General features: G+C 59.8%; 26 protein-coding genes, 1 tRNA gene and 1 riboswitch. Of the genes, 16 read left to right on the forward strand and 11 right to left on the reverse strand.

Annotated features, from left to right (window positions below; all coding sequences use genetic code 11):
- Window positions 1-58: 58 nt before the first annotated feature.
- Both GGD46_RS24230 and GGD46_RS24235 read right to left on the reverse strand, forming a co-directional pair.
- A complete protein-coding gene (locus GGD46_RS24230) occupies window positions 59-1,075 on the reverse strand; it encodes an iron ABC transporter substrate-binding protein (RefSeq protein ID WP_184708784.1) in 1,017 nt (338 codons plus the stop codon).
- Window positions 1,076-1,193: 118 nt separating this feature from the next.
- Entirely contained in the window at window positions 1,194-2,078 is an 885-nt protein-coding gene (locus tag GGD46_RS24235) for a LysR family transcriptional regulator (RefSeq protein ID WP_184708786.1), read from the reverse strand.
- A gap of 99 nt (window positions 2,079-2,177) precedes the next feature.
- Between GGD46_RS24235 and GGD46_RS24240 the strand changes: the two genes are divergently transcribed.
- Together GGD46_RS24240 and GGD46_RS24245 are read left to right on the forward strand one after the other, a co-directional pair.
- Window positions 2,178-2,585, forward strand: a complete 408-nt coding sequence (locus GGD46_RS24240) for a CidA/LrgA family protein (protein ID WP_184708788.1) — start codon at window positions 2,178-2,180, stop codon at window positions 2,583-2,585.
- Entirely contained in the window at window positions 2,572-3,276 is a 705-nt protein-coding gene (locus GGD46_RS24245) for an LrgB family protein (RefSeq protein ID WP_184708790.1), read from the forward strand. The genes GGD46_RS24240 and GGD46_RS24245 overlap by 14 nt, the downstream gene beginning before the upstream one ends.
- Before the next feature lie 56 nt (window positions 3,277-3,332).
- Here GGD46_RS24245 and GGD46_RS24250 read toward each other — a convergent pair whose 3' ends face one another.
- Window positions 3,333-4,670 carry an MFS transporter gene (locus tag GGD46_RS24250; protein WP_184708792.1) on the reverse strand — a complete coding sequence of 446 codons (1,338 nt, stop codon included), beginning with the start codon at window positions 4,668-4,670 and terminating at the stop codon, window positions 3,333-3,335.
- A 390-nt stretch (window positions 4,671-5,060) separates the two neighbouring features.
- Between GGD46_RS24250 and cyoA the strand changes: the two genes are divergently transcribed.
- The 5 genes from cyoA to GGD46_RS24275 all read left to right on the forward strand — a co-directional run bounded on the left by cyoA (window position 5,061) and on the right by GGD46_RS24275 (window position 10,223).
- Window positions 5,061-6,179, forward strand: a complete 1,119-nt coding sequence (gene cyoA / locus GGD46_RS24255; protein ID WP_184708794.1) for a ubiquinol oxidase subunit II — start codon at window positions 5,061-5,063, stop codon at window positions 6,177-6,179.
- Between the two features lie 46 nt (window positions 6,180-6,225).
- Window positions 6,226-8,229, forward strand: a complete 2,004-nt coding sequence (gene cyoB / locus GGD46_RS24260; protein ID WP_184708796.1) for a cytochrome o ubiquinol oxidase subunit I — start codon at window positions 6,226-6,228, stop codon at window positions 8,227-8,229.
- A gap of 4 nt (window positions 8,230-8,233) precedes the next feature.
- The gene (cyoC, locus tag GGD46_RS24265; protein ID WP_184708798.1) at window positions 8,234-8,863 is read left to right on the forward strand and encodes a cytochrome o ubiquinol oxidase subunit III; all 630 of its coding nucleotides are present in this window, start codon (window positions 8,234-8,236) and stop codon (window positions 8,861-8,863) included.
- Window positions 8,860-9,267, forward strand: coding sequence for a cytochrome o ubiquinol oxidase subunit IV (gene cyoD, locus GGD46_RS24270; RefSeq protein ID WP_184708800.1), 408 nt, complete (start codon window positions 8,860-8,862; stop codon window positions 9,265-9,267). The genes cyoC and cyoD overlap by 4 nt, the downstream gene beginning before the upstream one ends.
- 191 nt (window positions 9,268-9,458) lie before the next feature.
- Window positions 9,459-10,223: an SURF1 family protein gene (locus GGD46_RS24275; protein ID WP_184708802.1), complete on the forward strand. Its 765-nt coding sequence runs from the start codon at window positions 9,459-9,461 to the stop codon at window positions 10,221-10,223.
- A 61-nt stretch (window positions 10,224-10,284) separates the two neighbouring features.
- Here the strand turns inward: GGD46_RS24275 and GGD46_RS24280 are convergent, their stop codons facing one another.
- Window positions 10,285-10,851: a histidine phosphatase family protein gene (locus GGD46_RS24280; RefSeq protein ID WP_184708804.1), complete on the reverse strand. Its 567-nt coding sequence runs from the start codon at window positions 10,849-10,851 to the stop codon at window positions 10,285-10,287.
- Between the two features lie 99 nt (window positions 10,852-10,950).
- Window positions 10,951-11,023, forward strand: a riboswitch (cobalamin riboswitch).
- Window positions 11,024-11,080: 57 nt separating this feature from the next.
- Here GGD46_RS24280 and GGD46_RS24285 point away from each other — a divergent pair.
- The 3 genes from GGD46_RS24285 (at window position 11,081) to GGD46_RS24295 (ending at window position 12,809) form a co-directional block, all read left to right on the forward strand.
- Window positions 11,081-11,290, forward strand: a complete 210-nt coding sequence (locus tag GGD46_RS24285; RefSeq protein WP_184708806.1) for a CbtB-domain containing protein — start codon at window positions 11,081-11,083, stop codon at window positions 11,288-11,290.
- Window positions 11,291-11,404: 114 nt separating this feature from the next.
- Window positions 11,405-12,148: a CbtA family protein gene (locus GGD46_RS24290; RefSeq protein ID WP_184708808.1), complete on the forward strand. Its 744-nt coding sequence runs from the start codon at window positions 11,405-11,407 to the stop codon at window positions 12,146-12,148.
- Window position 12,149: 1 nt separating this feature from the next.
- Window positions 12,150-12,809 carry a hypothetical protein gene (locus tag GGD46_RS24295; RefSeq protein WP_184708810.1) on the forward strand — a complete coding sequence of 220 codons (660 nt, stop codon included), beginning with the start codon at window positions 12,150-12,152 and terminating at the stop codon, window positions 12,807-12,809.
- Between the two features lie 53 nt (window positions 12,810-12,862).
- On the opposite strand, the gene GGD46_RS24300 is transcribed toward GGD46_RS24295, so the two are convergent.
- Window positions 12,863-13,198 (reverse strand): GCG_CRPN prefix-to-repeats domain-containing protein, encoded by a 336-nt coding sequence (locus GGD46_RS24300; RefSeq protein WP_184708813.1) that lies wholly within the window; start codon window positions 13,196-13,198, stop codon window positions 12,863-12,865.
- 262 nt (window positions 13,199-13,460) lie between these two features.
- On the opposite strand from GGD46_RS24300, the gene GGD46_RS24305 reads away from it, so the two are divergent.
- Entirely contained in the window at window positions 13,461-15,068 is a 1,608-nt protein-coding gene (locus GGD46_RS24305) for an inorganic phosphate transporter (RefSeq protein ID WP_184708815.1), read from the forward strand.
- A gap of 173 nt (window positions 15,069-15,241) precedes the next feature.
- Here the strand turns inward: GGD46_RS24305 and GGD46_RS24310 are convergent, their stop codons facing one another.
- The 5 genes from GGD46_RS24310 to GGD46_RS24330 all read right to left on the reverse strand — a co-directional run bounded on the left by GGD46_RS24310 (window position 15,242) and on the right by GGD46_RS24330 (window position 20,654).
- Window positions 15,242-15,652 carry a MucR family transcriptional regulator gene (locus tag GGD46_RS24310; protein WP_246806460.1) on the reverse strand — a complete coding sequence of 137 codons (411 nt, stop codon included), beginning with the start codon at window positions 15,650-15,652 and terminating at the stop codon, window positions 15,242-15,244.
- 197 nt (window positions 15,653-15,849) lie between these two features.
- On the reverse strand, window positions 15,850-16,440 hold the full coding sequence (locus tag GGD46_RS24315; RefSeq protein ID WP_313206332.1) for a helix-turn-helix domain-containing protein: 591 nt from the start codon (window positions 16,438-16,440) through the stop codon (window positions 15,850-15,852).
- Window positions 16,441-16,567: 127 nt separating this feature from the next.
- Window positions 16,568-17,356: an EAL domain-containing protein gene (locus GGD46_RS24320; RefSeq protein ID WP_184708819.1), complete on the reverse strand. Its 789-nt coding sequence runs from the start codon at window positions 17,354-17,356 to the stop codon at window positions 16,568-16,570.
- A 337-nt stretch (window positions 17,357-17,693) separates the two neighbouring features.
- Window positions 17,694-18,590, reverse strand: a complete 897-nt coding sequence (locus GGD46_RS24325; protein WP_246806457.1) for a sugar phosphate isomerase/epimerase — start codon at window positions 18,588-18,590, stop codon at window positions 17,694-17,696.
- A gap of 180 nt (window positions 18,591-18,770) precedes the next feature.
- Window positions 18,771-20,654 (reverse strand): adenine deaminase, encoded by a 1,884-nt coding sequence (locus GGD46_RS24330; RefSeq protein WP_184708822.1) that lies wholly within the window; start codon window positions 20,652-20,654, stop codon window positions 18,771-18,773.
- Window positions 20,655-20,921: 267 nt separating this feature from the next.
- On the opposite strand from GGD46_RS24330, the gene GGD46_RS24335 reads away from it, so the two are divergent.
- The 5 genes from GGD46_RS24335 (at window position 20,922) to GGD46_RS24355 (ending at window position 25,300) form a co-directional block, all read left to right on the forward strand.
- Window positions 20,922-21,959, forward strand: coding sequence for an ABC transporter substrate-binding protein (locus tag GGD46_RS24335; RefSeq protein ID WP_184708824.1), 1,038 nt, complete (start codon window positions 20,922-20,924; stop codon window positions 21,957-21,959).
- Between the two features lie 52 nt (window positions 21,960-22,011).
- Window positions 22,012-22,836 (forward strand): ABC transporter permease, encoded by an 825-nt coding sequence (locus GGD46_RS24340; RefSeq protein ID WP_184708826.1) that lies wholly within the window; start codon window positions 22,012-22,014, stop codon window positions 22,834-22,836.
- A 2-nt stretch (window positions 22,837-22,838) separates the two neighbouring features.
- Window positions 22,839-23,627, forward strand: coding sequence for an ABC transporter permease (locus tag GGD46_RS24345; protein WP_210325701.1), 789 nt, complete (start codon window positions 22,839-22,841; stop codon window positions 23,625-23,627).
- Between the two features lie 6 nt (window positions 23,628-23,633).
- Window positions 23,634-24,692, forward strand: coding sequence for an ABC transporter ATP-binding protein (locus GGD46_RS24350; RefSeq protein ID WP_184708828.1), 1,059 nt, complete (start codon window positions 23,634-23,636; stop codon window positions 24,690-24,692).
- 74 nt (window positions 24,693-24,766) lie between these two features.
- A complete protein-coding gene (locus tag GGD46_RS24355; RefSeq protein WP_184708830.1) occupies window positions 24,767-25,300 on the forward strand; it encodes a cupin domain-containing protein in 534 nt (177 codons plus the stop codon).
- A gap of 458 nt (window positions 25,301-25,758) precedes the next feature.
- Here GGD46_RS24355 and GGD46_RS24360 read toward each other — a convergent pair.
- Window positions 25,759-25,835: transfer RNA gene (locus GGD46_RS24360), tRNA-Met, on the reverse strand.
- Window positions 25,836-25,850 lie beyond the last annotated feature (15 nt).

Below are 25,850 nucleotides of genomic sequence, written 5' to 3' on the forward strand. Positions count from 1 at the left end.
TGCAAGAGCCAAGCCCGTCCGAAGGCACCCTAAAAGCGCCGCGACGCGGGCATTCGCCTCAGATGAGTCCAGCTTCCGTCATCAGATCGGTGACCTTCTTGCTGTTCAGCTTCGAAGGCTCGACCTTGGGCGCCTGCAGGTCGGCGAGCGGCACCAGCTTCGGATTGGAAGCCTCGCCATTGCCGACGGCATATTCATAAGAGTTGCCATCACGCAGAACGGCCTGGCCACCCTTGCCGGTGATCCACTTCAGGAATGCCTGAGCTTCCTTCTGATGCTGGCTGGATGCGAGAACGCCACCGCCGGAAATGCTGACGAAAGCGCCCGGATCCTGGTTCTTGAAATAGTGCAGCGCGACGTTCTTGCTGTTTTCACCGGTCTTGGCCTGATCGCCGAACCAGTAATAATGATAGATCACAGCACCCTCGACCTCACCGGCATTGACGGCCTTCATGGCAACGCTGTTGCCTTTGTAGGGGCTGGCGTTTTGCTTCATCGCCTTCAGCCAGGCGCGGGTTGCATCCTCGCCCTTCAGTTCGAGAAGCGCGCTGACGATCGCCTGGAAATCGGCGCCGGCGGGCGATGCGCCCCAGCGGCCCTTCCACTTGGGATCGGCCAGATCGAGCAGCGACTTCGGCAGATCGGCTTCCTTCAGTTTGGTCTTGTCATAGGCGAAAACCGTGGAGCGGGCGGCAACGCCGACCCAATTGCCATCGGCAGCCTTGAAGGTTTCCGGCACCTGAGCAAGCGTATCGGCATTGACCGGAGCGAAAAGCTTGTTGGCGTCGACCAGCGCCATGCCCGGCGAATTTTCCGTCAGATAGACGTCGGCGGGAGAAGCCGCGCCTTCCTGGACGATCTGGTTGGCGAACTGCATGTCGCCGCCGTTGCGGATCGTGACCTTGATGCCCGTTTCCTTGGTGAAGCCATCTGCCCAAGCCTGCGTCAATGCCTCGTGCTGGGCGTTGTAAACGACAATGCCCTCGGATTCGGCGGCGTTCGCCATCATCGGAGCGACCACAAGACCTGCGGCAAGCGCCAGTGCGCTGGTGAGATGAGTAAAGGAAAAAGTCATAGGTCCTCTCGCTTGAAAGTCGCCGCCTGCAGCGGCAATGGAATAGCCTATATTTTTCCTGACAATTATTTTCAAGTTTACTTCGGCGCTTTGTTATCAAAAAAGTTTGAAAATGGAGTCAAGATTTCGCCGCGATCTCTGCGGCGAGGTCGAGCCACGCTTTACCGACGTGGGAGAGATAGCTGCCTCGCCGCCAAATCCACGCCATGTGCCACTGCATTTCGGGCTCGACGACGAGTGCATGGCTGACGCCGGGACGTTGCCGCTGCTCAGCGATCAGCCGCGGCAGGAAACCCACTCCGAGGCCGGCTGCGACAAGCTCGACAATGAAATTGATCTGACTGGAGCGCGCGGCGATATCGGGCGCAAAGCCGGCAGAGCGGCAGGCATCCAAAATGATACCATTGAGTGCGAAGCCGGTCTCGAACAGGAGAAAGGCATTGTCCCTGAGGGCCGCCATCGGCACTCGTTCCTGTCCGGCGAGCGGATGGGACGAAGGCAGCAGCACATGCATCGGCTCGCGACGCACGGGCTGCGATTCGAAAACCTCAGGTACCGGCAGCAGCGAGGCGCCGAGATCGACCTCATCGGCGAGAACCATCTCTTCCAGCCGCTTCGCTCCCTGCTCCGCCAGCTTGATCTCGATACCCGGATAACGGCTGCGGAAGACGACGAATACCGGCGCGAACAACGCATCGTTGCCGATCGGCGGCAGGCCGAGCCGCAGGGTGCCGCGAGCAAGGCCGCTGAGGTCGGCAAGCTCGGCCAGAAGATCGTCGCGCCCGGCAAGCATCGCCACCGCCCGGCGATAGACTACCTCGCCGGCATCCGTCATCGTCGTGCGATGGCCGATGCGATTGAGCAGCGGCAGGCCAAGCTCATCCTCAAGCTGGCGCACGGCCTTGCTGACTGCAGATTGGGTCGTGAAGACCACCTTGGCGGCTTCCGAAAAGCCGCCCTGGCGCACCACCTCGACAAACGCTTTCAAGGTTCGAAGTTCCATTCCCATTCCATACAGGACTGATTTCAATGAAATCAATTCATTTTGTTCATGCGGACGAAGGGCTTATCTTCAGGCCATCCAATCTTTCCGAGCCTTCCCATGCATATCGATCTGAAGAACCGTCCGAAATTGAGCCGTCTGGCCCAGATTGCCCTGCTTTTGGCCTTCTGGCAGGCCGGTGAAGCCATAGCGCGCCTCGCGCATCTACCCATTCCCGGCGCCATCATCGGCATGCTGCTGGTGCTGGCATTGTTTGCGAGCGGCACGATGAAGCTTGCAAGCATGCAGCGTGGCGCAGAGTGGTTTCTGGCCGAGATGCTGCTGTTCTTCGTGCCTGCGGTATTGGCCGTGCTCGATCATGGCGAGTTCATCGGGCTCACCGGACTGAAGGTGCTTGCGGTCATTGCGGTCGGCACGGTGGTCGTCATGGGTGTCACAGCGCTTGCGATCGACATCGGCTATCGCCTGATGATGCGCCATGGAGCGGTCCGCCATGTCCACCATTGAAGCGATCGCATCCGGCCTTTTCTGGCCACTTGCGACGATCGGCCTCTATTATCTTTCCAAGGCGCTTTATCGGCGTTGGCCTTCGCTGTGGCTGTCGCCGCTGGTTGCGGCGCCGGCGGTCCTGATCGTCGTCGCGCTCGTGCTGCATACGAGCTACCAGGACTATATGCATGACAGCCGCTGGCTGCTGGCGCTGCTCGGGCCGGCAACGGTCGCCTTTGCCGTGCCGATCTACGAGAAGCGCGATCTCATCAAGCGCTACTGGCCGGTGCTGTTGTTTGGCGTTGCGGTCGGCAGCACCACGGCGATGCTCTCGGCCTGGTGGCTTGCCAGCCTTCTCGGCCTCGACGAAAGCCTGCGCCTCAGCCTGATGCCGCGCTCGATCAGTACGCCTTTCGCCATGGTGGTGTCGGGCGATATCGGCGGCGTGCCCAACTTGACCGCCGTCTTCGTCGTCGTCACCGGCCTCTTCGGCGCCGTCGTCGGGCAGACGCTGCTGCGGCTCCTGCCGTTGCGATCGGGCATTGCCCGCGGGGCCTTGTTCGGCATGGGCGCTCACGGCGTCGGCGTCGCCAAGGCCCATGAGATCGGCCGCGAGGAAGGATCGATCGCCGGGCTAGTCATGGTCTTGGTGGGATTGACGAATGTGTTGGCGGCACCGCTGATCGCCTGGCTCATGCACTCATTATGAACGAAAAGGGCCGCGGCACTCTCATGCCGCGGCCCTTTCAGATCCCAAAATCCGCCTCAAGTATCGCGCGTTTCCAGCGTCTTGCTGAAGAAAATCGCGACCAGCGTGCAGATGACACCCGACAGCAGGTAGAGGCTGGTATAGACGAGCCCGAACTGGCTGGAGAGGGCAAGCGCCACAAATGGCGCGAAGCCGGCACCGATCAGCCACGACAGATCCGACACCAGGGCCGAACCGCTATAGCGATAGTGCTGGGTGAAGCGCGAAGCGCTGGCGCCAGCTGCCTGGCCGAAGGAAAGGCCGAGGAGCGTGAAGCCGAGAACCACGTAGATGTGGCGACCGGTCGCTCCGCCATCGAGCAGCCAGGGTGCGACGAAGGCAAAGCAGGCGATCAGCACCGCGCCGATGGCGAGCTGATTGCGGCGGCCGATCCGGTCGGCCAGCATGCCTGAACAGATGATGGCGAGAATGCCGCAGATCGCGCCGAGGAATTCCATCAGCAGGAACGAAGCGGGCGTCTGCTCGCTATAGAGTGTTGCCCAGCTAAGCGGGAAAACCGTAACGAGATGGAAGGTTGCAAAGCTTGCGAGCGGCACGAAGGCACCGATCAGTACGTCCCGGCCGTGCACGCGCAACAGCTCCGTCATCTTCACCGGCTCAAGCTCATGACGCTCCAGAAGCGTGCCGAACTCCTCGGTGGCGACGAGGCGCAGGCGGGCAAAAAGCGCCACGACATTGACGGCGAAGGCGCAGAAGAACGGATAACGCCAGCCCCAATCGAGGAAGTCCGCCGTGTTGAGGCTCGTGACGAAATAGGCAAACAGGGCGCTTGCCAGCATGAAGCCGATCGGGGCACCGAGCTGCGGGATCATCGCGTACCAGCCGCGGCGATTGGTCGGGGCGTTGAGCGCGAGGAGCGAGGCCAAGCCATCCCAGGCGCCGCCGAGCGCAAGGCCCTGGCCGATGCGGAAAAGCGCGAGCAGGACGATCGCATAAACGCCGACTTCGGAGTAGCCGGGCAGGAAGCTCATCGCCGCGGTAGAGCCGCCGAGCAGGAAGAGCGCGATGGTGAGTTTGACGCCGCGGCCGTACCGACGGTCGATCGCCATGAAGATGAACGAGCCGATGGGGCGGGCGATGAATGCAAGCGCGAACACCAGGAAGGATAGCAGTGTTCCATGCAGCGGGTCAGCAAAGGGGAACATCAGCTTCGGGAAGACCAGAACCGAAGCGATAGCATAAACGAAGAAATCGAAAAACTCGGACGTGCGACCAATGATCACGCCGATGGCGATATTGCCGGGTGCGACGGAGCCGCCGGCATGCATGCTGCGGGCATCGCTTTCAAGCGTTGAAGATGTTGGGTTTAGTGTTTCATGAGTCACGCTGACCATGTAGGGAGCCTCCCTCTCCGTGCACGAGTTCCTCCACGAATTCGTGCATAATCAAAATGTTTATCAAACATGCGAACATATCAAGTGTCAGACATGAAATAATTCGCAAATTAGCCATCAAAGCCGGCGTTTGCCGCCGCCGTCGGCACCGTGCGCGCATCGGGAAAAGACTGCTGGTGGCCATTTGTTCCGATCCGGGTATATTAGCCCTCATAAAAGCGAATGATCGACGGAAAACCTTCTGGATTTTGCTAGGTTTTCCCGATAGGTGGGACCGCTTTCCATACCGCATTGCACGCGCGCTTGCTGCGGTGCGACGAAACACCTCATATCGTTCATGACCGCCGTCCTTTAGTCGCGGTAGGGTCGAAACAAAAAGAGCTTTAAGACGTGCTAAGACTATCCAAGATTTTCAGCCGTTTGTCCGTTATCCCATTGTTCTTGCTGCTATCCGGCTGCAATTTGGTGGTGATGGATCCCTCCGGCGATATCGCTATGCAGCAGCGGGACCTCATCATCATTTCGGTCGTGCTGATGCTCATCATCATCATTCCGGTGATCTTCCTGACGCTGTATTTCGCCTGGAAATACCGCCAGTCCAACAAGGAAGCGACCTACGAGCCGGAGTGGCATCATTCGACGCGTCTGGAGCTGGTCATCTGGTCCGCTCCGCTGGCCATCATCATCGCGCTCGGCGCCGTGACCTGGATTAGCACCCATCAGCTCGACCCCTATCGTCCTCTCGACCGTATCGCTGCCGACAAGCCGCTCAGCGCCGATGTGAAGCCGCTGACCGTCGAAGTGGTCGCGCTCGACTGGAAGTGGCTCTTCTTCTACCCGGAATACGGCATTGCCACCATCAACGAGATGGCCGCTCCGGTCGACCGCCCGATCAACTTCAAGATCACAGCATCCGCGGTGATGAATTCCTTCTTCATCCCGGCACTGGCCGGCCAGATCTACGCCATGCCCGGCATGGAGACCAAGCTGCACGCCGTCATCAACCATCCGGGCGAATTCCAGGGCCTGTCCGCCAACTATAGCGGCGCCGGCTTCTCGCACATGCGCTTCAAGTTCCATGGCGTGAACCAGGCCGATTTCGACCAGTGGATCCAGAAGGCCAAGAGCCAGGGCACGAAGCTCGGCCGTCCGGAATACCTCGCTCTCGCCAAGCCGAGCGAACGCGAGCCGGTGCGCTACTTCAACGCCGTCGACGATGGTCTCTACAATGCCATCCTCAACATGTGCGCCGATCCGAGCAAAATGTGCATGAGCGAAATGATGCATATCGATGCCAAGGGCGGCGGCGGCAAGGAAAGCCACGAAAACCGCGAGCGTCTGATCTACGACAGTCGCGATGTCGGCCCGGCCTCAGTCACTCCCGTCAAGGCCGAGGGCGGCGCCGGCCACACCATGCAGCACGGAGACAATTCGATGCAGGGCATGGATATGGGCAACGGCTCTTCTTCCGATTCGTCGACCGGTTCGGCGCAGCACCAGGGTCATTGATCCGGTGCGCTTAGTAACAAGACATTTATAAGGACAGAGGCAATCCATGTTTTCCAACCCGGACCTCTATAAATTCATCTTCGGTCGGCTGACGCTCGATCAGATCCCGTATCACGAGCCGATCCTCGTCGCGACCTTCACTGCCGTCGCACTGGGCGGCATCGCTCTGCTCGCCCTGCTGACCTACTTCCGCGTATGGGGCTATCTCTGGAAAGAGTGGCTCACCAGCATCGACCACAAGAAGATCGGCATCATGTATATCGTGCTGGCGCTGATCATGCTGCTGCGCGGCTTCTCCGACGCGCTGATGATGCGCCTTCAGCAAGCGATCGCCTTCAACGGTTCCGAAGGCTATCTGCCGCCGCATCACTACGACCAGGTTTTCACAGCCCACGGCGTCATCATGATCTTCTTCGTGGCGATGCCTTTCGTGACCGGTCTGATGAACCTCGTCGTGCCGTTGCAGATCGGCGCACGCGACGTCTCCTTCCCGTTCCTGAACAACTTCTCGTTCTGGATGACGACGGCAGGCGCGATCGTGATCATGATCTCGCTCTTCATCGGCGAATTCGCAAAGACCGGCTGGCTGGCCTATCCGCCGCTTTCCGGCATTGCCTATAGTCCCGATGTCGGCGTCGACTATTATATTTGGGGCCTGCAGGTCGCGGGTATCGGAACGACGCTTTCGGGCATCAACCTGATCGCCACCATCGTCAAGATGCGCGCCCCGGGCATGACCTTCATGAAGATGCCGGTGTTCACCTGGACCTCGCTCTGCACCAACATCCTGATCGTTGCATCCTTCCCGATCCTGACCGCAACGCTCGCCCTTTTGACCCTTGATCGCTACGCCGGCACGAACTTCTTCACGAACGACCTCGGCGGCAATCCGATGATGTATGTCAACCTCATCTGGATCTGGGGCCACCCGGAAGTTTACATCCTGATCCTGCCGGCCTTCGGCGTGTTCTCCGAAGTCGTCGCCACCTTCTGCGGCAAGCGCCTCTTCGGTTACGCCTCGATGGTTTACGCCACCTGCGTAATTATGATCCTCTCCTACCTCGTCTGGCTGCACCACTTCTTCACGATGGGCTCGGGCGCCAGCGTCAACTCCTTCTTCGGCATCACGACGATGATCATCTCGATCCCGACGGGTGCGAAGCTCTTCAACTGGCTGTTCACGATGTACCACGGCCGCATCCGCTACGAAGTGCCGATGCTGTGGACAGTCGGCTTCATGGTGACCTTCACCATCGGCGGCATGACCGGCGTGATGCTGGCAATTCCGCCGGCCGACTTCGTGTTGCACAACTCGCTGTTCCTGATCGCCCACTTCCATAACGTGATCATCGGCGGCGTGCTCTTCGGCATGTTCGCGGGCGTCAACTACTGGTTCCCGAAGGCCTTTGGCTTCAAGCTCGACCCGTTCTGGGGCAAGATGAGCTTCTGGTTCTGGCAGATCGGCTTCTGGTTCGCCTTCATGCCGCTCTACATCCTCGGCCTGATGGGCGTTACCCGTCGTGTCAACCAGTTCGATGACCCGTCGCTGCAGATCTGGTTTGTGATCGCCGCGGTCGGCGCCGTCATGATCGCCATCGGCATCGCATGCTTCCTCATCCAGCTCGTCGTCAGCTTCATGAAGCGCGAAGAGCTGCGCGACCACACCGGTGACCCCTGGAACGGCCGTACGCTGGAATGGTCGACCTCGTCGCCGCCGCCGGCCTACAACTTCGCCTTCACGCCGATCGTCTACGATCACGACGCGTGGTGGGACATGAAGAACCGTGGCTACGTCAGGCCGACCGAAGGCTTCATTCCGATCCATATGCCGAAGAACACCGGCACCGGCGTCATCCTCGGCGTCCTCTCGATCGGCTTTGCATTCGGGATGATCTGGTACATGTGGTGGCTCGCCGCCATCACCTTCGTCGCGATGATCGCCATCACGATCGGCCATACCTTCAACTACAAGCGTGACTACCACATTCCCGCCGACGAGGTCGTAAAGACCGAGAACGAGCGTACGAAGCAGCTGGCAGGACAGGTGTAAGACGATGACGACCCATACCGCAAAGGCTCCCATGGACGGCGAAACACCCGCCTTCTATCTGAAGGAGGAGCATCACCCGGAAGGCAGCACCATGCTGGGCTTCTGGATTTACATCATGAGCGACTGCCTGATCTTCGCAGTCCTCTTCGCCACCTTCGCCGTGCTCGGCCACAGCTATGCGGCCGGTCCTTCCCCGGCCGACCTGTTCGAGCTGCCGCTCGTCGCCCTCAACACGGCGATGCTGCTCTTCTCCTCCATCACCTATGGCTTCGCAATGCTGGCGATGGAAAAGAACAACAAGTCGGGCACGCTGATGTGGCTGACGATCACGGGCATCTTCGGCGCCCTGTTCATCTTCTTCGAACTCTATGAGTTCTACCACCTGATCCTCGACGGCGCCGGCCCACAACGCAGCGCCTTCCTGTCGGCCTTCTTCACGCTGGTCGGCACGCACGGCCTGCACGTCACCACCGGTATCGTCTGGCTGATCACGCTGATGGTGCAGGTTGGCCGCTACGGCCTGATCGCCGAAAACAAGCGTCGCCTGATGTGCCTGTCGATGTTCTGGCACTTCCTCGACGTCGTCTGGATCGGCGTGTTTTCCCTCGTCTACCTCATGGGAGTTCTCGGATGAGCTCGAACGCAAATCATTCGCATCATTCCGGCGACGCTCACGGTCACGACCATCACCATGGCAGCCACGAGGCTTCCCACGGCACCTACAAGAGCTACATGACGGGGTTCATCCTCTCCGTCATTCTGACGGCCATCCCCTTCTGGCTGGTCATGGGCAAGGTTTTCTCCGATCCGGCCGTCACCGGCGCGATCGTCATGATCCTCGGCGCGATCCAGATCATCGTGCACATGATCTACTTCCTGCACATGAATACCCGTTCGGAAGGCGGCTGGAACATGATGGCGCTGATCTTCACGATCGTGCTCGTCATCATTGCGCTCTCCGGCTCGCTGTGGGTCATGCATCACCTCAACGCGAACATGATGCCCATGTCGCCCGAGATGATGCGCAACATGCCATAAGACGAAGCGGCGGGCCTTCAGCCGAAGGCCCGCCCTCCCCGGCTGATATCTCAAACCGGGCACTGCGCGGCGCATTCTTCAGAACGCCTGACATCGCAGCCGAATTCTTCAAAGACCACGCGTGATCTTCTGCGGCGAGAGCTTTATCCCTTCCGAAATCATGCGGCAGCGCCTCCCCGGAGACCAGCGCCATGACCGATATTTCCTCGAATGCATCGCAAGGCAAACCGCGCTCGACACTTGCGCTTGCCATCTGGGTACTTCTGCTTCTGCTGCTCACGGCTCTGCTCATCGGGCTGGGCACCTGGCAGGTTAAGCGGCTGCATTGGAAGCTGGATCTGATCGCCCGGGTCGATACGCGCGTGCATGCGCCAGCGGTTCCGGCGCCCGGCCCGGCGCAATGGGCCGACATCACTGCCGAAAACGCCGAATACAAGCATGTGCAGGCAAGCGGCATCCTTCTTAATGACAAGGAAGTGCAGGTCTATGCCTCGACCGTGCTCGGCGCCGGCTATTGGGTGCTGACGCCGCTGAAGCAGACCGATGGCACGACCATCATCATCAACCGCGGCTTCGTGCCGACCGACAAGCGCAACCCGGCGACGCGGCCGACGGGACAAATCGGCACGGATACGGTCGTAACCGGTCTGCTGCGGATCAGCGAGCCCAAGGGCACGCTGCTGCGTTCCAATGTGTCGGCGGAAGAACGCTGGTATTCCCGTGACGTGGCGGCCATCGCTGCGGCTCGCGGCCTGCAGAATGTGGCACCCTATTTCATCGATGCCGACGACACGAAGAATCCCGGCGATCTGCCGGTGGGTGGGCTAACGCAGATTAGCTTCCCGAACAGCCACCTCGTCTATGCCATCACCTGGTACGGACTGACTGTCATGACGCTCGGCATGGCCGTATTCCTGGTTTACTTCGAGCGGCGGCGGCGAAAAGCAACGGACTAAACCCACGCCGTTTCGCGGCGATTTCCACGGTCTAGCATCAGCGCACTTTTGTCGTACCGGCCTACCGCGCCAGCTGCGGGAAACGAAGCTGCCAGCGCCTGCCGTCGCCCGTCATCTCCACCAGGCCGAACGGCTCGACATCGATCGACCAGAATGCCGAAGCCGGCGCTTGCAGCACATGCAGGATCGCGGCGCGGATGACACTGGCATGGCTGATCGCGACGGTGTGACCTGCGTCCTGAAGATGCTGCTCCATCCACGCGCCGACACGCAGCATGATCGACGACAGAGACTCGCCGCCATGCGGCACGGCGGAAAGATCCGTCATCCACGATGCGAGAGATTGCGGATCGCTCTCATGAAGTTCGGCGATCGACCGCCCCCGCCAGGCGCCATAATCGCATTCGCGCAAGGCCTCTTCATCGATGGCGTCGAGGCCGAGGAGTGCAGCCGTCTGGCCAGCGCGCAAAGCCGGGCTCGTCCAGACGCGGTCGACCGTCCTAAGCCGGGCGAGAGACAGGTCCGCTCTTTGGACAGCCTTATGCTCCAGGGGTTCGTCGCCCGGGAAACATCCCTTTCGATTGGCCTCTGTCGGCCCATGGCAAATCCAGCTCAGGCGCGCCTTCATGAAACTCCACGACTTCACGCGTCCTCATGCCTGGCATCAGGACCGCGATTCATTGACAACCATCTTCACGGACAGATATAAACTTGCAATTGCGGGTGTGGAAGCCGGTGAAACCCCGGCGCGGTCGCGCCACTGTAATCGATGACGGACACCTCGTTCTCGAGAGCCAGACCCTTCCCGCATAAACCCTTCCGCTAATGGAACGCGCTTTTCTTAAAGAGGGATAACAATGTCCGATACCGCTTTCGCACCGTCCGCCATACCGCAGCCGATACCGCTCGGCCAAATCCTGCCATGGGCCGTCTTCGCAGGCCTGTTGCTTTTGCTGGCGATCTATTTCGTCGGCGCGGAAGAGGGTGCGACCTCCCTCTTGTCAGGCAGCTATGTGCATGAATTCGTGCACGATGCCCGCCACCTTCTCGGCTTCCCCTGCCACTAGAGCCTTTCCGCTTTTCTTCGAAACGCGAAAACACTCTATCCTTTTGTTGTTACGCAATTCCGGACGGAAAACTGCTGCGCGCTTTTCCTGGAGTTGCTTTAAGGGGTTACGCACATGGTTGGACGTCTTTTGCTTCGCGGCATGATCGTCGGGGCCTTTACAGGCATTCTCATTTTTGCCTTCGCCCATACTTTCGGCGAACCGCTGGCCGATTGGGCCGTCGGCTTTGAAGAAAAGACCGCGCAGGCCGCCGGCGAGGCACCAGAGCCGGAAATCGTTAGCCGCACCATACAGGCGGGCATCGGCCTCTTCACCGGCAGCATCATCTTTTCGACGGCGATCGGCGGATTGTTCGCGCTGGTCTTCTCCTTCGTCTACGGCCGCATCAGCCCGCTTGGCGCTCGCGGCACGGCAGCCCTGCTCGCCATCGCCGCTTTCGTCGCCATTTCGCTCGTTCCGGATCTCAAATATCCGGCAAACCCGCCGGCAGTCGGCAATTCCGACACGATCGGCGCGAGAACCGAGCTGTTCTTCATCATGATCCTGGCATCGGTCATCGGCATGGTCGTCGCCGTCGGTTTCGGCCGCAGGCTGGCTGCACGCTACGGATCCTGGAACGGCGCGATCATCGCCGGCATCGGCTACATCGTCTTCGTCGCGCTGATCCAGTATCTGCTTCCGGCAATCAATGAGGTGCCTGAACAGTTCTCGGCAGTCGTACTCTGGCGGTTCCGCATCGCGTCGCTCGGGATGCATGCCATCCTCTGGGCCGTGCTCGGCCTGGTCTTTGGCGCCTGGGCGGAGCGCGAACTACCGCAAGTGCGTTCCCGCAGCAACGCAGCGCTGCGCAGAGCCTGAAATGACGCGATCGTCACATCCCGCGCACCGATCCGTGCGCGGGAAAGGTCGACCCGCAAACGGTCTGTGGTACGCCGCCATTTGCTTCGTTCTCTTCATCTGGCCAACGGTGCTTGCAGCCCATAGCAGCGGTTCCTCCGGAAGCCAGGCAGGCATACCGATACCGAGTCTCACCCATGGCGAGATGGCTGTCATAGCGCCCTACTACAGGCGGATTGTTGCGATCGGACAAGCGGCATCTGACACCGACGAGACCTTCCGCCGGTTGCTGAATTTCACGCAGATCCAGAGAGCCTATTGTCTATGGGGCATGATGCCCGGCAGCGTCAGCGACGAGGAAAGCCCGTTCAACGAATGCTCGCACGCCTATCTTGCGGCAGCCAAAGCGGTCCTGCTGCATATGCGGACGATGGATGGCGAAAAGGCACAGGCCGGCGAGCTCGTTTCCGACATTGATGAAACGCTCGTGCGCAACAATCTATCGCTCATACTCTGCCAGTTCAGCAGCGAGAGTTTCAACACGGGCGATCTCATCAAGCCGACGCTCGCCGGTATTCTCGGGCATGCCAAAAGCCTCACGTCAATCCTGTCGATCCTGGTGATGATCGTAGGCGGTCTTTGGCTTGCGGTCCGCGCATTGCGTGTCAGCCGGTCTCTATAAAGAAACACCGCCGCGTTCAGCGGCGGTGTTTTCAGCCTGGCAAAATGTGCCTCTTACCAGTCGCGCCGGCGGCGCCAACCATCGTCACGCCAGCCGCGATCCTCGCGCCAGTCATCGCGATGATGGCGATGGCCGTGCCAACCCCATGGCGGCGGTGGCGGCCTGCGATAGCCCCAACGCGGCGGCGGCGGTCCCCAGCGGTTCGGGCGGCACTCGCCCCACGGAGTGGCATGCCAGCCACGGCCGCAGGCATAGTCCACATTAACGACCGGCGCTCCGGACGTTGTTACTCCAGCCGGTGTCCCGACAGCGGGAATCGGCATCGCTTCTGCCGACGATACAGCCAATCCGCCAAGCAATGCGGCGATGGCAATCACGGTCGATCTCATCTTCAATGGTCCTCTGTCCAAGTCCCTAACACGCGGGATTTAACCCTCGAAGGTATGAACGCCGGCTGAACCGAAAAAGGTGTTTTTTGGGCGAAATCAAGACCGTTCGAGGCGCATCTCTCGGCCGAAAATCGCCTACTGCCGCGACGAGACGTGACTTGAACCATTGTTCGGACAGGATATTCGGCCGTTCTCGCGCGTCACGAGAGTTTCATCAACGAGGCTTACACCAGAAATATCACCTGCCATAAAGGAGTTAGAGATGGTCGACCTCGCTTCCAGCAGTTCAGAGAGCGGCAACGCCAATCACCCAATTCACGGTACAGCAGGCTCGGCGAAGTGGTTTCTGCCGCTCTTCGGCATCGTTGTCCTCGGCGGTCTCGCCTATGTCGGCTACGCGCTCGGCAGCGATCTTGCCGAAGCAGCGGCGGTTCCGTGGATCCTGCTCGGCCTTGCCCTGCTCATCGCGCTCGGCTTTGAATTCGTCAACGGTTTCCACGACACGGCCAATGCCGTCGCAACCGTGATCTACACCCGTTCCCTGCCGGCGGAATTCGCCGTCATCTGGTCAGGCTTCTTCAACTTCCTCGGCGTTCTCACCTCTTCCGGCGCCGTCGCTTTCGGTATCCTGGCGCTGCTGCCGGTCGAACTGATCCTGCAGGTCGGCTCCGGCTCGGGTCTGGCCATGGTGTTCGCACTCCTGACCGCCGCCATCATCTGGAACCTCGGCACCTGGTATCTGGGTCTGCCGGCCTCAAGCTCGCATACGCTCGTCGGCTCTATCATCGGCGTCGGCCTCGCCAATCAGTTTCTGGCGCCTGCCGGCTCAGCAACGAGCGGTGTCGACTGGTCGCAGGCAAGCAGCGTCGGCATGTCTCTGCTGCTGTCGCCGATCATCGGCTTCGGCGCGGCCGCCATCCTGCTGCTGGTTGCCAAGGTCCTGATCCGCAACAAGGCACTTTACGAAGCGCCGAAGGGCAATGCACCACCACCGATGTGGATCCGCGGCCTGCTGATCTTCACCTGCACCGGCGTCAGCTTCGCCCACGGCTCAAATGACGGCCAGAAGGGCATGGGTCTGATCATGCTCATCCTCATCGGTCTCGTACCGACCGCCTTTGCGCTGAACCGCACGCCCGAGATCAACTATCTCGATGCCTATAAGGCTGCTTCCGTGCAGGTCGAGACCGTGCTCGGCAAATATGTAAAGCCCGGCGTCGCCGCCCCCGCCGATCCGAAGGCTGCCGTCAGCGCGGCCGTGAAGAGCAAGACCTGGTCGGATGTCACCACTCCGGCGCTGCAGGCCTATATTCACGCGACGAGCGCCTCGATTGCGGCCTATCCGAGCATCGAGAAGCTGCCGAACGGTCTCGTCAGCAATATACGTAACGACATCTATCTCATCGGTGAATCGCTGAAGCTGATCGACAAGCAGAAGCTGCTGCCGATGAGCGCCGACGACCTCAAGGCCGTCACCAACTATCACGCCGCCGTCGACCACACGACCAAGTTCATCCCGCTCTGGGTGAAGGTTGCAGTGGCACTGGCACTCGGCCTCGGCACCATGGTCGGCTGGAAGCGCATCGTCGTCACCGTCGGCGAAAAGATCGGCAAGACGCACCTGACCTACGGCCAGGGTGCCGCCGCCGAAGTTGTGGCAATGCTGACGATCGGCGCTGCCGACCATCTCGGCCTGCCGGTCTCGACAACGCATGTCCTGTCTTCCGGCGTCGCCGGCACCATGGCGGCGAACGGTTCCGGCCTGCAATGGTCGACCGTGCGCAACATGCTGATGGCCTGGGTCCTGACGCTGCCGGCCTCGATCGCGCTCGCTTTCGTGCTGTTCGTCGTGCTCCGTCAGATTTTCTGATCGATCCGCTCGAGCGGCGTTTTGAGCTCGTCGGGCAATCCCTGAAAAGAAAATGGCGCTCCTTGTGGGGCGCCATTTCTCTTGTTGCAGAATCCGGGCACATGGCGTCGCAACGCCATGTGGAGTGGCAAACCATTCATTCGCCTATTCAGAGCCGATGCGATAGGGCGGGCTCACGTGCCAACAGTTTCCTTCCTGCTGCCATTGGCACCGAGGCCGGATAGCTTCGCCAGCTCGGAACGCCGATTGGCATAGTTCTGTGCGACCATCGGATAGCTCGGAGCCAGGCCCCACTTCTGCCGGTATTCCTCTGGTGTGAGGCCATAGTGCACGCGCAAATGCCGCTTCAGCGTCTTGAAGCGTTTGCCGTCCTCCAGGCAGACTATGTAATCGTTGGTCACCGATTTCCTCAAATCCACCGCCGGCACCAAATTGCTTCGCTCAGGCGCAGAGCTGGGTGCACCCAACCCATGCAATGCGTCGTGAATATCCTTGATCAGCCTTGGAAGACCGGCCACTGGAATCGTGTTGTGACTGACATAGGCCGAAACGATCTTCACACAGCCATCGAACAATGAGTGCATCTGCGGCAGGGCGGGTATTTTTCTCTCGCTGAAAGAATCCATGATCTTTTCCCGGGTCTCATAAGGTTCCTCGTGCGCCGCCACGCCCGATCGTTTCAAGCGAAACCTCCGCTGCCGGATGTTCCGCCGTTTCAATTTTGCGCCGGTTTCCCAACGCATGATCCCCCGGAGATTACCGAGGGCAGAATGCGCACGCATCAGGTGCGCCCGCGATCACAACCGATAGCCTCCCGCTCCAAACCCCGCGTCCGCCGCCAGTGCGACAGTTCGCCGGCTGTTTCGGAAAGATAGGCCACCAGCTTGTTGCAGAGGGTGACAAGCGGCATATCAAGCATGAATGCCGTGTGTGTAGGATCTCCTTTGCAGTGGTGAAGTGTCTGAAGGATCAGCTTGCGCTCGACATCCTGCATGGTGTGACCGACGAGCGCGCCGACGGCCTCATCGAAGGCTTGGCCTGGCGGATACCCGTCCCGAACACGAAAGACGATTTCTTCGAGCAACCGATCCTCGCTCGCGGTCGTTATGACGATATCCGTGGCGTCGTTTCCAAGTTCGCAAAAGACGTAGAGGCCGCTTTCCGCATCTATCGTCACGCGACCGAGGACTCCCGCCTCGTTCTCGCGAACAAGAATATGCGGGGCAGACCCATCGACAAACACGACGGAATGCACTCCGCCATCGGCAAGCAATGCGCTCCGAAGTCGCCCGCCCAAGGCGCACAACAGCGTATTCGCCTTCAGCCCGCTTGCTGCTCTTGCCGCGGAATCGCGGTATTTAGGCGGAAACACCGGCTGCCTCATCATGACAACACCCGTGCGGACGATGCCGGGCTTTCCGACGGTCGAAGGGGCCCCGTTCTATTCGTATTGTGCACCAGGGTTGCGGCGTTGCCGGGCCGGCTGATGACGCGGAGGCTCATTCCATCCCCCGCAAGCTGATCTTGCCTTTGTATCGGCGCAGCTTCGGCAACGACACCGGTTTTGACAAAAGGAAGCCCTGCACATGGGTAGCGCCCGCCGCGCGAGCCGCTTCGAGGTGAGACCAGGTCTCGATGCCTTCGACAATGACAAAGGGGGCAAAGCAGCCGGCAAAGCCGACAAGATGCGAAAGGCTGTCGTGACCATCCTGCCCGCGCCTGTTGTCTCGCAGGAAAGCCGCGTCGATCTTGATGATGTCGGCGGTGATCTGCAGCAGCGATGCCGGGGTGGCAAAACCCGTACCGAAATCGTCGATCGCAACGCGGCAACCGAGCGAGCGGATTATCTTTACTCGTTCGAGAGCAGCGCCGACGAGCGGATAGGTTTCCGTGATCTCCACGACAAGCCGGGAAGCAAGCTCCGCCTGTTTGCTGATTCGGCCGAGAATATCGGCGAATCGATCGGGTTGAGACAAGTTGGAAACAGAGAGATTGCAGCCGAGAACAAGCGTCTCATCCGCTGCGAGCGCCGCCAGCACCATGTCGAGAATGCGCAGATCAAGCGCGAACCAGCGATCCTGCCGTTCGAGGAGAGACACAAATGTGCTCGCCGCATGCACGGTTCCGTCAGCCTCGGTGACACGCGCAAGGCTCTCGGCATAAAGCAGTTTTCCAATATTCTCGGCGTCATGAATCCACTGGGCCGCAAATCCTAGGCCACCCTCGGAAATCGCCTTTAAAATCAGGCTTTTATGCCCTTCATCGCCATAACTGAGGCTAGTGTTCATCGCGTTTCCCTTCAGCAGGGAACGGGCTCAGGGCGCAATTGCGAAGCCAAGGAGCGATGACTGACCACGGTGCGGCTGACACCGAAATGTCGGATTTCTGGCGCTGTAAATCCGCGTCATCCATCTTCCAGACACCCTCAAACCCTAATCATTAGGGTCCCCTTCATCGAGCTGGAGATATCGCACCGAAGACCATAGTCAACCATGACGCCGCCACGCCATTGCCGACTTTCTTTTATCCATTACTAATACATTAACTAGCAACCCTTTGCAAAAGTCAATCGGCGCATACCTTTGTCGTATATAACTCAACTAAAATATTAGCAGATTGCAGCGGTCATCCGACGTGCATTTCGCGCGGCCACCATTCGTTTTGTCGCGCCGCCTGCAAGGCCAAATCCAGTGGCGGCAGTTCGACATGCCACAATTTCTCCCACTCCAGACTGACGACACCGGCATAGCCATCCGCCGCAAGCGCGGACCGCAGTGCCGCCATCGGAAATTCGCCGCTGCCAGGCAGCACGTAGCTATAGGGCAATCTCGGTCCGGCTTCGGAGATGCTGTCCTTTACATGGACATGTTGGGTATTGTGCCGAACCAGCTTCCAGGTTTCGGCGGGATTCTGACCGCCCTTGCGCCAAGTATGGTGCGTATCCCAAAGCAGCGCGCAATCGGGGGCCAACTCACGGAAGCGAGCGATCGCATCCGAAGTCACCAGACAATCATGGGTCTCGATCAGCATCTCCGCGCCGAAACCCTCTCGGCGGGCTGTCTCGCTCCACCACTGCAGCGTCGACAAGGCTTCGCCGAGCTCCCTCGCATCCCCGGTTTCGCCGCCATCGAAAACTCTTAGCGACCGGACGCCGAGAGCTTCGGCCCAGGGGAGATAGCGCAGAAACTCCTCCTTGGTTTCGGATGTCGCGCCAACCAGACGCAAAGAGGTATCGAAAGCGCAGATGCTTACGGTCGACCCCTCCAGAGCATTGGCAAGGCCAGACGGCGAGCCGAACCTTTCGGTGAAGTAGGCGGGCAGATCGATCGTACCGCCTAGGGCACGGATTTCGATAGCGTCGAGGCCGTGATGCGATGCCAGGGCAAGGGCCTGATCCAGTTCAAGATCAGCACATCCCAGCGTGGAGAATGCCAACGTTATGAGCGGCATATCGTATTTATCGGCAGTCACCACGGCTTCCTCCGCCTGGTTTCCGATGCCTGCCGACGGGTTCGAAAGCAAGGTGCGCTCCACCTTCCCTTCGCCATAGGCGTGGGCCACAAGTAACTAAAAGGATAATTATAAAGCAGCATTCAATCGTCAAGAGATATCGCGCGTTTCCGCTACACGCGCATGCCGATTGCTTCTGAGCCAAGTATGGGTTCAAGGCATCGAGGCGGGATATCCAGCGAGACCAAATGGCTATCCCTGCCAGACGACGGGATGGGTTTCCCCGGTCGCGACATTGACAAAGCCCTCAGGAGCCCTCTCCGAAGGCGCCACCAGAACCCAGCGCCAGGGAGCGCAGGTGAGCGTCGCAAAGGAGAGGCGTTCGGGAAAGCCTGGCCACCAGCGCGGCGAAAATGTCGGCTCATACATCCAGTCGATGCCGGCGCCAGCCTCATACAGCTTCTGCATTTCGGCATCCAGCTCCTCCGCCGACCTCGCAGTCATCAGGCCACCGACTTCGTAGTGAACGCGAGCAATGACCTTTCCGCCTGACACCAGCACCCAGCCGCCCTGCTGCTCGTTGAGCGCGTTGACGACCATGGCCATGGCTTCGTCCGAGGAGCCGACAACCCAGATATTGTGCTTGTCGTGACCGAGCGTGGCACCAAGCGCTGTGTCGGGCGTGCGCGGCCCGGTACCGAGCCAGAACATGCGGCCGACCTTGGCTTCGCCGGAGAAGCGATCGACGATGGCGAATTTGGTGACGTTGCGGTCGGAATCGCGCTGGACCGCGCCGTCGCGGACAGGCAGATCCATCGTGATGAAATCGTCGGCCCAGTGGAACGGCCGCAAAAGCGCTGCTTTCGCCGTGTCGGCATCCGACGGAGCAGCGATGCGAAAATCCTCGGCCGAGACTGTCCTATCGATCCGGACCGTCTTCGTCGCCCAATCCGGCCAGTCGATCTCGGGACGGATACCGACGAAGTTCTTGCCTTCGGAAGCCGGCTTCCCATCAGCCCAGACCTTGGCGATCGACAGTGTCTTAACATCATCCAGAAGCACGATATCGGCGAAACGGCCGGGAGCGATCGAACCGACCCAGGGCGTGAGCCGCATATGGCGGGCGGGATTGATCGTCACGCATTGAATGGCGATCTCGGGCGCCAGCCCGTTCTCCATAGCAAGCCTGACATTATGATCCGTAGCACCGATCTTCAGCGTGTCGGAAGCGCTGCGGTCGTCGGTGACAAAAGCGATCTGCGACCAGTCGGACAGGCCCTTCTCAATCAGCCCGCGAATGACTTCCGGCAGGGAATGCGGACGAAGCTCGATGAAAAGGCCATGCGTCAGCTTTTCCCAGATCTCATCGAGGAACCAGCCTTCATGATCGGAGGCAAGGCCAGCGCCGGCAAAGGCATTGATGGACGCCAGATCGCGCAGGCCCGCACCATGCCCCTCGATAACGCCGCGCTGCTCGAACGTGGCGCGGATCATGCCCCAAAGCCGATCGTAAGCCGGATTCTCGGGATTGCTGACCGAGGGCCAATCCATGACCTCGTCGAGACCAGCAACCATCAAGCTCTCTTTTAGAAAGGATTTTTGCTCGTCATAGCCGAAGTGACCGCCACCCCATTCATAAGCGGTCGGCGGCACGGCCGAACCGGGCAGCGGAAATATCTTCATCGGCGAACCGCGGCGACGCGCTTCCAGCCAGAATTCGAGATTGCGGGCACCATTCACATTGGAGAATTCATGGCTCGCCTCGCAGGTCCAGGTCACGCCGTGCGGCATGACGAGAGCGGCTTCCCACTCCGGCGTCAGATGCGAGCTTTCGATGTGCTTATGCGCCTCGCCGAAGCCGGGAACGGCTACAAGATGCGGTTCATGCAGACGTTCGCCGACCTCGCCTGTATAGCTGCCAGCCGGGCCGACGTAGGCGATCCGCCTGCCCTTGATGACGATTTCCTGATCTTCGAGCCATGTGCGGCTGTGCACGTCAAGCAGCCGGCCGACACGCAGCAAGCGATCGGCGGGGCGGCGACCAAGTGCCGTCAGGGTGAGGTCCTGACGGATCAGCACCTCGTCCGCCGCGTTGACGAGCAGATCGTCGGGAAGATTTGTCGTGGGAAATGTCATGATTGGCATGCCTGCAGGGAGTTCGATCCATCGAGGGTAAAGATGGCGGTCCGCCGTGTAAAGCGACTTGCCCGACTTGGAGGAAACCAAACCATCTCAATGAGTTGCAATATCGGCTTCGATGCGCGCCAAAATACCCGCTCTCTCGATTTCGAGGCCGAAAAACTGCCTACTGCTCAATTGTTGGGCTTGTAAAGCCGATGCTCGAAAAATAGTATCCTGCAAGCTTGAAGCATCTGCAGGATTACTCGGATTAAAGGATCGATAATGAAGGGCCTCTCTCTTGCTCGTGTCGCGGGCATTGCCATCGTTGCTGCGACGGCCGCTCTGCCGGCTTACGCCCAGGCAAAGACGCTCACCGTTTCATGGTGGGGCTACAATGGCGAGAAGATGCAGGCCAACATCATCGAGCCGTTCAAGAAGATCTGTGGCTGCGACGTCGTCTTCGAGACCGGCAACAATGCTGACCGTCTCAACAAGCTGAAGCTGCGCGGCGGCAAGGGTGTCGACGTCATTTACCTCACCGACAGCTATTCGCAGGTCGGCATCCAGCAGGGCCTCTTCCAGGAAGTCGACCGCAGCAAGATCCCGAACCTGGCCGATCTCTATGACATCGCCAAGGCGCCGCAGGGCAATTACGGCCCGGCCTACACCATCGGCCGCGTCGGCATTGTTTACGATACGGCAAAGGTCACTCCGCCGATCGCCTCCTGGAACGATCTCTGGCGCGGCGACCTGAAAAGCGCCGTCTCGCTTCCGGGCATTACCACGACCGCCGGGCCGCTGACGGTTTTGGAAGCCGGCAAACATGCCGGTGTCGATGCGTATTCGGATGCAGACAAGGCCTTCGAAGCCATCGCGGCATTGAAGCCGAATGTCGTCAAGAACTACAACACCGGCTCCGAGCTGGTGAACCTGATCTCGACGGGCGAGGTCAAGGTGGCGCTGGCGCAAGACTTCGTTCTGACGTCGATGCGCGCGGCCGTTCCCACGATGGCCTGGGCCGATCTCAAGGAAGGCGATATCGCCACCCTCAACACGGTCAACATTCCCAAGGGCTCGGAAAATGTCGAGCTTGCCCACCAGTTCATCAACTTCGTTCTGTCCAAGGATGTCCAGCAGGCCGAAGCCGAACAAGGTGTCGACGCACCGGTTTCCACCAAGGTCCAGCTCTCCCCCGAGAAGGCCAAGCTCTGGACCTATGGTGCCGACATGATCGCCAAGCTAAGCCGCATCGACTACCAGAAGCTGAACGCAGCGCAATCGGACTGGATCGATCGCTGGAACGAGATCTTCGGCATGTAATGAAGGCGTGCCGCAGCGCAGCCAGCCGCGGCACTCTCGTGGAATTCTTCTGATGAAGCATCTTGCAAAATGGGGTTTGACGGCGCCGGCAATCATCGCCGTGACACTGTTCCTGCTCGTCCCGGTAATCATCACGATCGCGGCAACATTCGGTGAGCCCAAGGGACTGCTTTCTCCCTACATCACCTTCTTTACCAGTGGCTTTCGCCGCACGGTGCTTTTCAGGACGATCGAGATTGCGCTGTTCACGACCGCGATCTCTTTGATCATCGGCTTTATCGCCGCCTATGTGATCGCGCAGATGCCGGGCCGAGCCAAAAGCGTAATGATCATTGCCGCCGTGTTTCCACTACTGACTGGCGTCGTCGTGCGCTCCTTCGCCTGGCTGATCATTCTCGGCAAGAACGGCATTCTCAACACCATGCTGCTATCGATCGGCATCATCAGCGAGCCGCTTTCGATGCTCTATACAGAGGGCTCGGTGATCGTCGCGATGGTCTATCTTTTCGTACCGCTGATGATCCTGACACTCGTCGGCGTGCTTGAAGGCATACCGCAGGATCTCATCCAGGCGGCAACCTCGCTCGGCGCGACGCCGGCCGCGACATTCCGGCAGGTCATCCTGCCGCTTGCCACGCCGGGCCTCATCGTCGGTGCGGTGCTGGTCTTCACCGGCAGTTTCACCTCCTATGCCACCCCGCAGCTGCTCGGTGGTGAAAAGCAGATGATGATGGGCACCTTTCTTTACCAGCGTGCGATGGTCACCTTCGACTGGGTCGGCGCTTCAACCATCGCTGCCATCATGGTCGTGGTAACGATCGGGATCGTGGCGATCATGAGCCGCATCGCACGGCGTCTCAATCCGATGGCGGTGTGATCATGATAAAATCGGTTCATCCCGCACTGATCGCCCTCACGGCCTGCATTTTCCTGTTTCTGCTGGCGCCGCTCGTCATCATCATCGGCGCGGCCTTCAGCGATACGACCTACCTCACCTTCCCGCCGCAGGGTCTGACGCTACGCTGGTTCTCGAATATTTTTCAGATCGAGGCCTTCCGCACGACGGCGATCACCAGCCTGCAGCTTGCCTTCCTCGGAACCGCTCTTTCGCTGCTGATCGGCATTCCCGCAGCCTATGCCATCAGCCGCTACAGGGTGGAGCTGCCGCGCTGGCTTTCGACGCTCTTCGTGCTGCCGATCCTCGTTCCGGAAATCGTCTTCGGTTTCTCGCTGATGAAATCGATCACCATCGGGCTCGGCTTGCCGATCTTTCCGAGCCTCTTGATCGGTCACGCGCTGCTGGTGCTGCCCTATTCGGTGCGCGTCGTCAGCGCCAGCCTCGCGAGCTTCGACTTCTCTATCGAAGAGGCTGCGATCAGCCTTGGATGCCCGCCGTTGAAGACCTTCCTGACGGTGGTGCTGCCGAATATCCGCGCCGGCGTCATCGCCGCCTTCATCCTCGCCTTCATCACCTCCATCAACGACGTCTCGGTCTCGGTTTTCCTAACCGGGCCTGGCATCTCCACCCTTCCCATCCAGATCCTCGCCCATATGGAGCAGTTCTTCGACCCGACCATCGCCTCGGTTTCCGTGCTGCTGATGCTCGTGACTGTCGCCGTCATGGCGATCGTCGAAGCCACCCTGGGTCTTACCTTCCTGACAAAGTAGCCGCCCGTGACCGTATCGCTCTCCATAAACTCCATCAGCGCTCATTACGGGAAGACGACCGTATTGCAGGATCTCTCGCTCTCTATCGGCGCCGGTGAGCTGGTCTCGCTGCTCGGTTCCAGCGGCTGCGGCAAGACGACGACGCTGCGGCTTGTCGCCGGCTTCCTGCAGCCGACGAGTGGTAGCATCAAGCTCGGCGATCGTGACCTGACGACATTGCCGGCGCATGCCAGGGACATCGGCCTGGTGTTCCAGAATTATGCACTGTTTCCGCATCTGACCGTGCTTGAGAACGTTGCCTTCGGCCTCAAGCAGCGTCGCCTGCCGACCCAGAAGCGCCAGCAGAAGGCTGGAGCCATGTTGGAGCGCGTCGGCCTTTCCGGCCTCGGCGATCGCTTGCCCGGCGCGCTGTCAGGCGGCCAGAAGCAGCGCGTAGCGCTTGCCCGGGCGCTGGTCATCGAGCCGCCGCTGCTGATGTTCGACGAGCCGCTTTCCAATCTCGACGCCAAGCTCCGAGTCGACATGCGCGTCGAGATCCGGCAGCTGCAGCGTGCCAACGGCACGACATCGCTTTATGTGACGCATGATCAGGAGGAAGCCTTCTCGATCTCCGACCGGGTCGCCATCATGAATGCCGGTCGCATCATGCAGCTCGATACGCCGGAAGTTCTTTATCGCAAACCCGCCAACAGTTTTGTCGCCCGTTTCGTCGGCTTCGAGAACCTGCTGCCGCTACGGGCCGTCCAACGGGAAGGCGCCCTGGTGACGGCGGAAGGCGCTGGCGGCGCGAGGATCGCACTCTCACAGGAGGACTTCGGCCCTATTCCCGACAGTTTTGTCCTCGGCTGCCGCGCCGACGGACTCTCTGTACAGCGCGAGGGCAACGGCCTGCCTGCCGTACTTGGGACAAGAACCTATCTCGGCCGTGCCTATCAATATCAGTGCACGACGCCGACTGGCGATATCGTCGCCAACGGCGCACTGTCCGAACCGCTTGCAGCGGGCAGTGCTGCGGTGCTCGTGCCCGTGCCGGAACAATGCTGCATTCTTACCCCGGAAAAATGACGGCATAAGCTGTCACAGTTTGTTTGCTAGAATAGGCCTTTCGGTTTGGCTGACAATCAGCCGGGAGGCGCCAGATGAATACGGATGTCCAGACACATCAGCTCATTCCTGCAGATGATCTCAATCGATCGTTGACCATCGTTGATCCGGACGGGCCTGACACCCGCCACGTATCCGTTGCCGGCGGCATATATACCATCCTCGTATCCGGTGCCGAAACCAATGGGCGCTATTGTCTGATCGAAATGCTCGTGCCCGCCGGAGGCGGTCCGCCGCTGCATAGGCACGATTTCGAGGAGATGTTCTCCTTGCTCGACGGCGAACTCAAATTCACCTTTCGCGGAGAAACGCAGATCGTCCGGGCAGGACTAACCATCAACGTACCGGCCAATGCACCGCATGCCTTCAGGAATGTATCGGACAAGACCGCGCGCATGCTGTGCATGTGCGCACCGGCAGGACAAGAAGAATTCTTCGCGGCGGTGGGCTTTGCTGTCGAAAGCCGCACATCACCCCCGCCGACGCCAACCACCGATGAACTGGTTGAAAAGGGCAAGCTGGTCGCAAGCCTTCTGCCCCAATATCGGACGGAGATGGTGAAAACCTAAACCAGGCATCAGCCCTGGGCGGGGTTAAGCTCTTCAGCCGTTACCAAATACAAGAAGCCCGCTTGGAGCGGGCTTTGATCATCTAGCTTGAGGTTACTGCGAGCTTTGCGCGGCTTGAACAGCGGTTATGTTTTCGCGATCTTTGTTTACGAGGGTTGGCAGCTGCGATATTTATTTTGTGTGGGTGAGGGATTCTTGGTTTGGGGAGTGTGATTTGAACCCGCAGCCTTTCCGGCATTCTGGCCTGCAGGACGATGAGCTACGATGGCGAGCGAAGCTGAAGTCTTCGCGCCAGCGATAACTATTGTATTGATGGGGGAAGATTGTTTGCGTGTTCAGGCTTTGATGTTCTCAGTCCCCCGGCGTCGGCTTTGCCTCCTTGCGGGGCCCTGAGAAGGCGTTAAATCCTCGACCCGTTACCAAATGCAAAAGCCCGCTAGACGCGGGCCTTTTGTATTTGGTTGCGGGGGCAGGATTTGAACCTGCGGCCTTCAGGTTATGAGCCTGACGAGCTACCGGGCTGCTCCACCCCGCGTCACCAGCGCAAATC

Source organism: Martinezella lusitana, assembly GCF_014207095.1.
GTDB classification, from domain to species: domain Bacteria; phylum Pseudomonadota; class Alphaproteobacteria; order Rhizobiales; family Rhizobiaceae; genus Rhizobium; species Rhizobium lusitanum_B.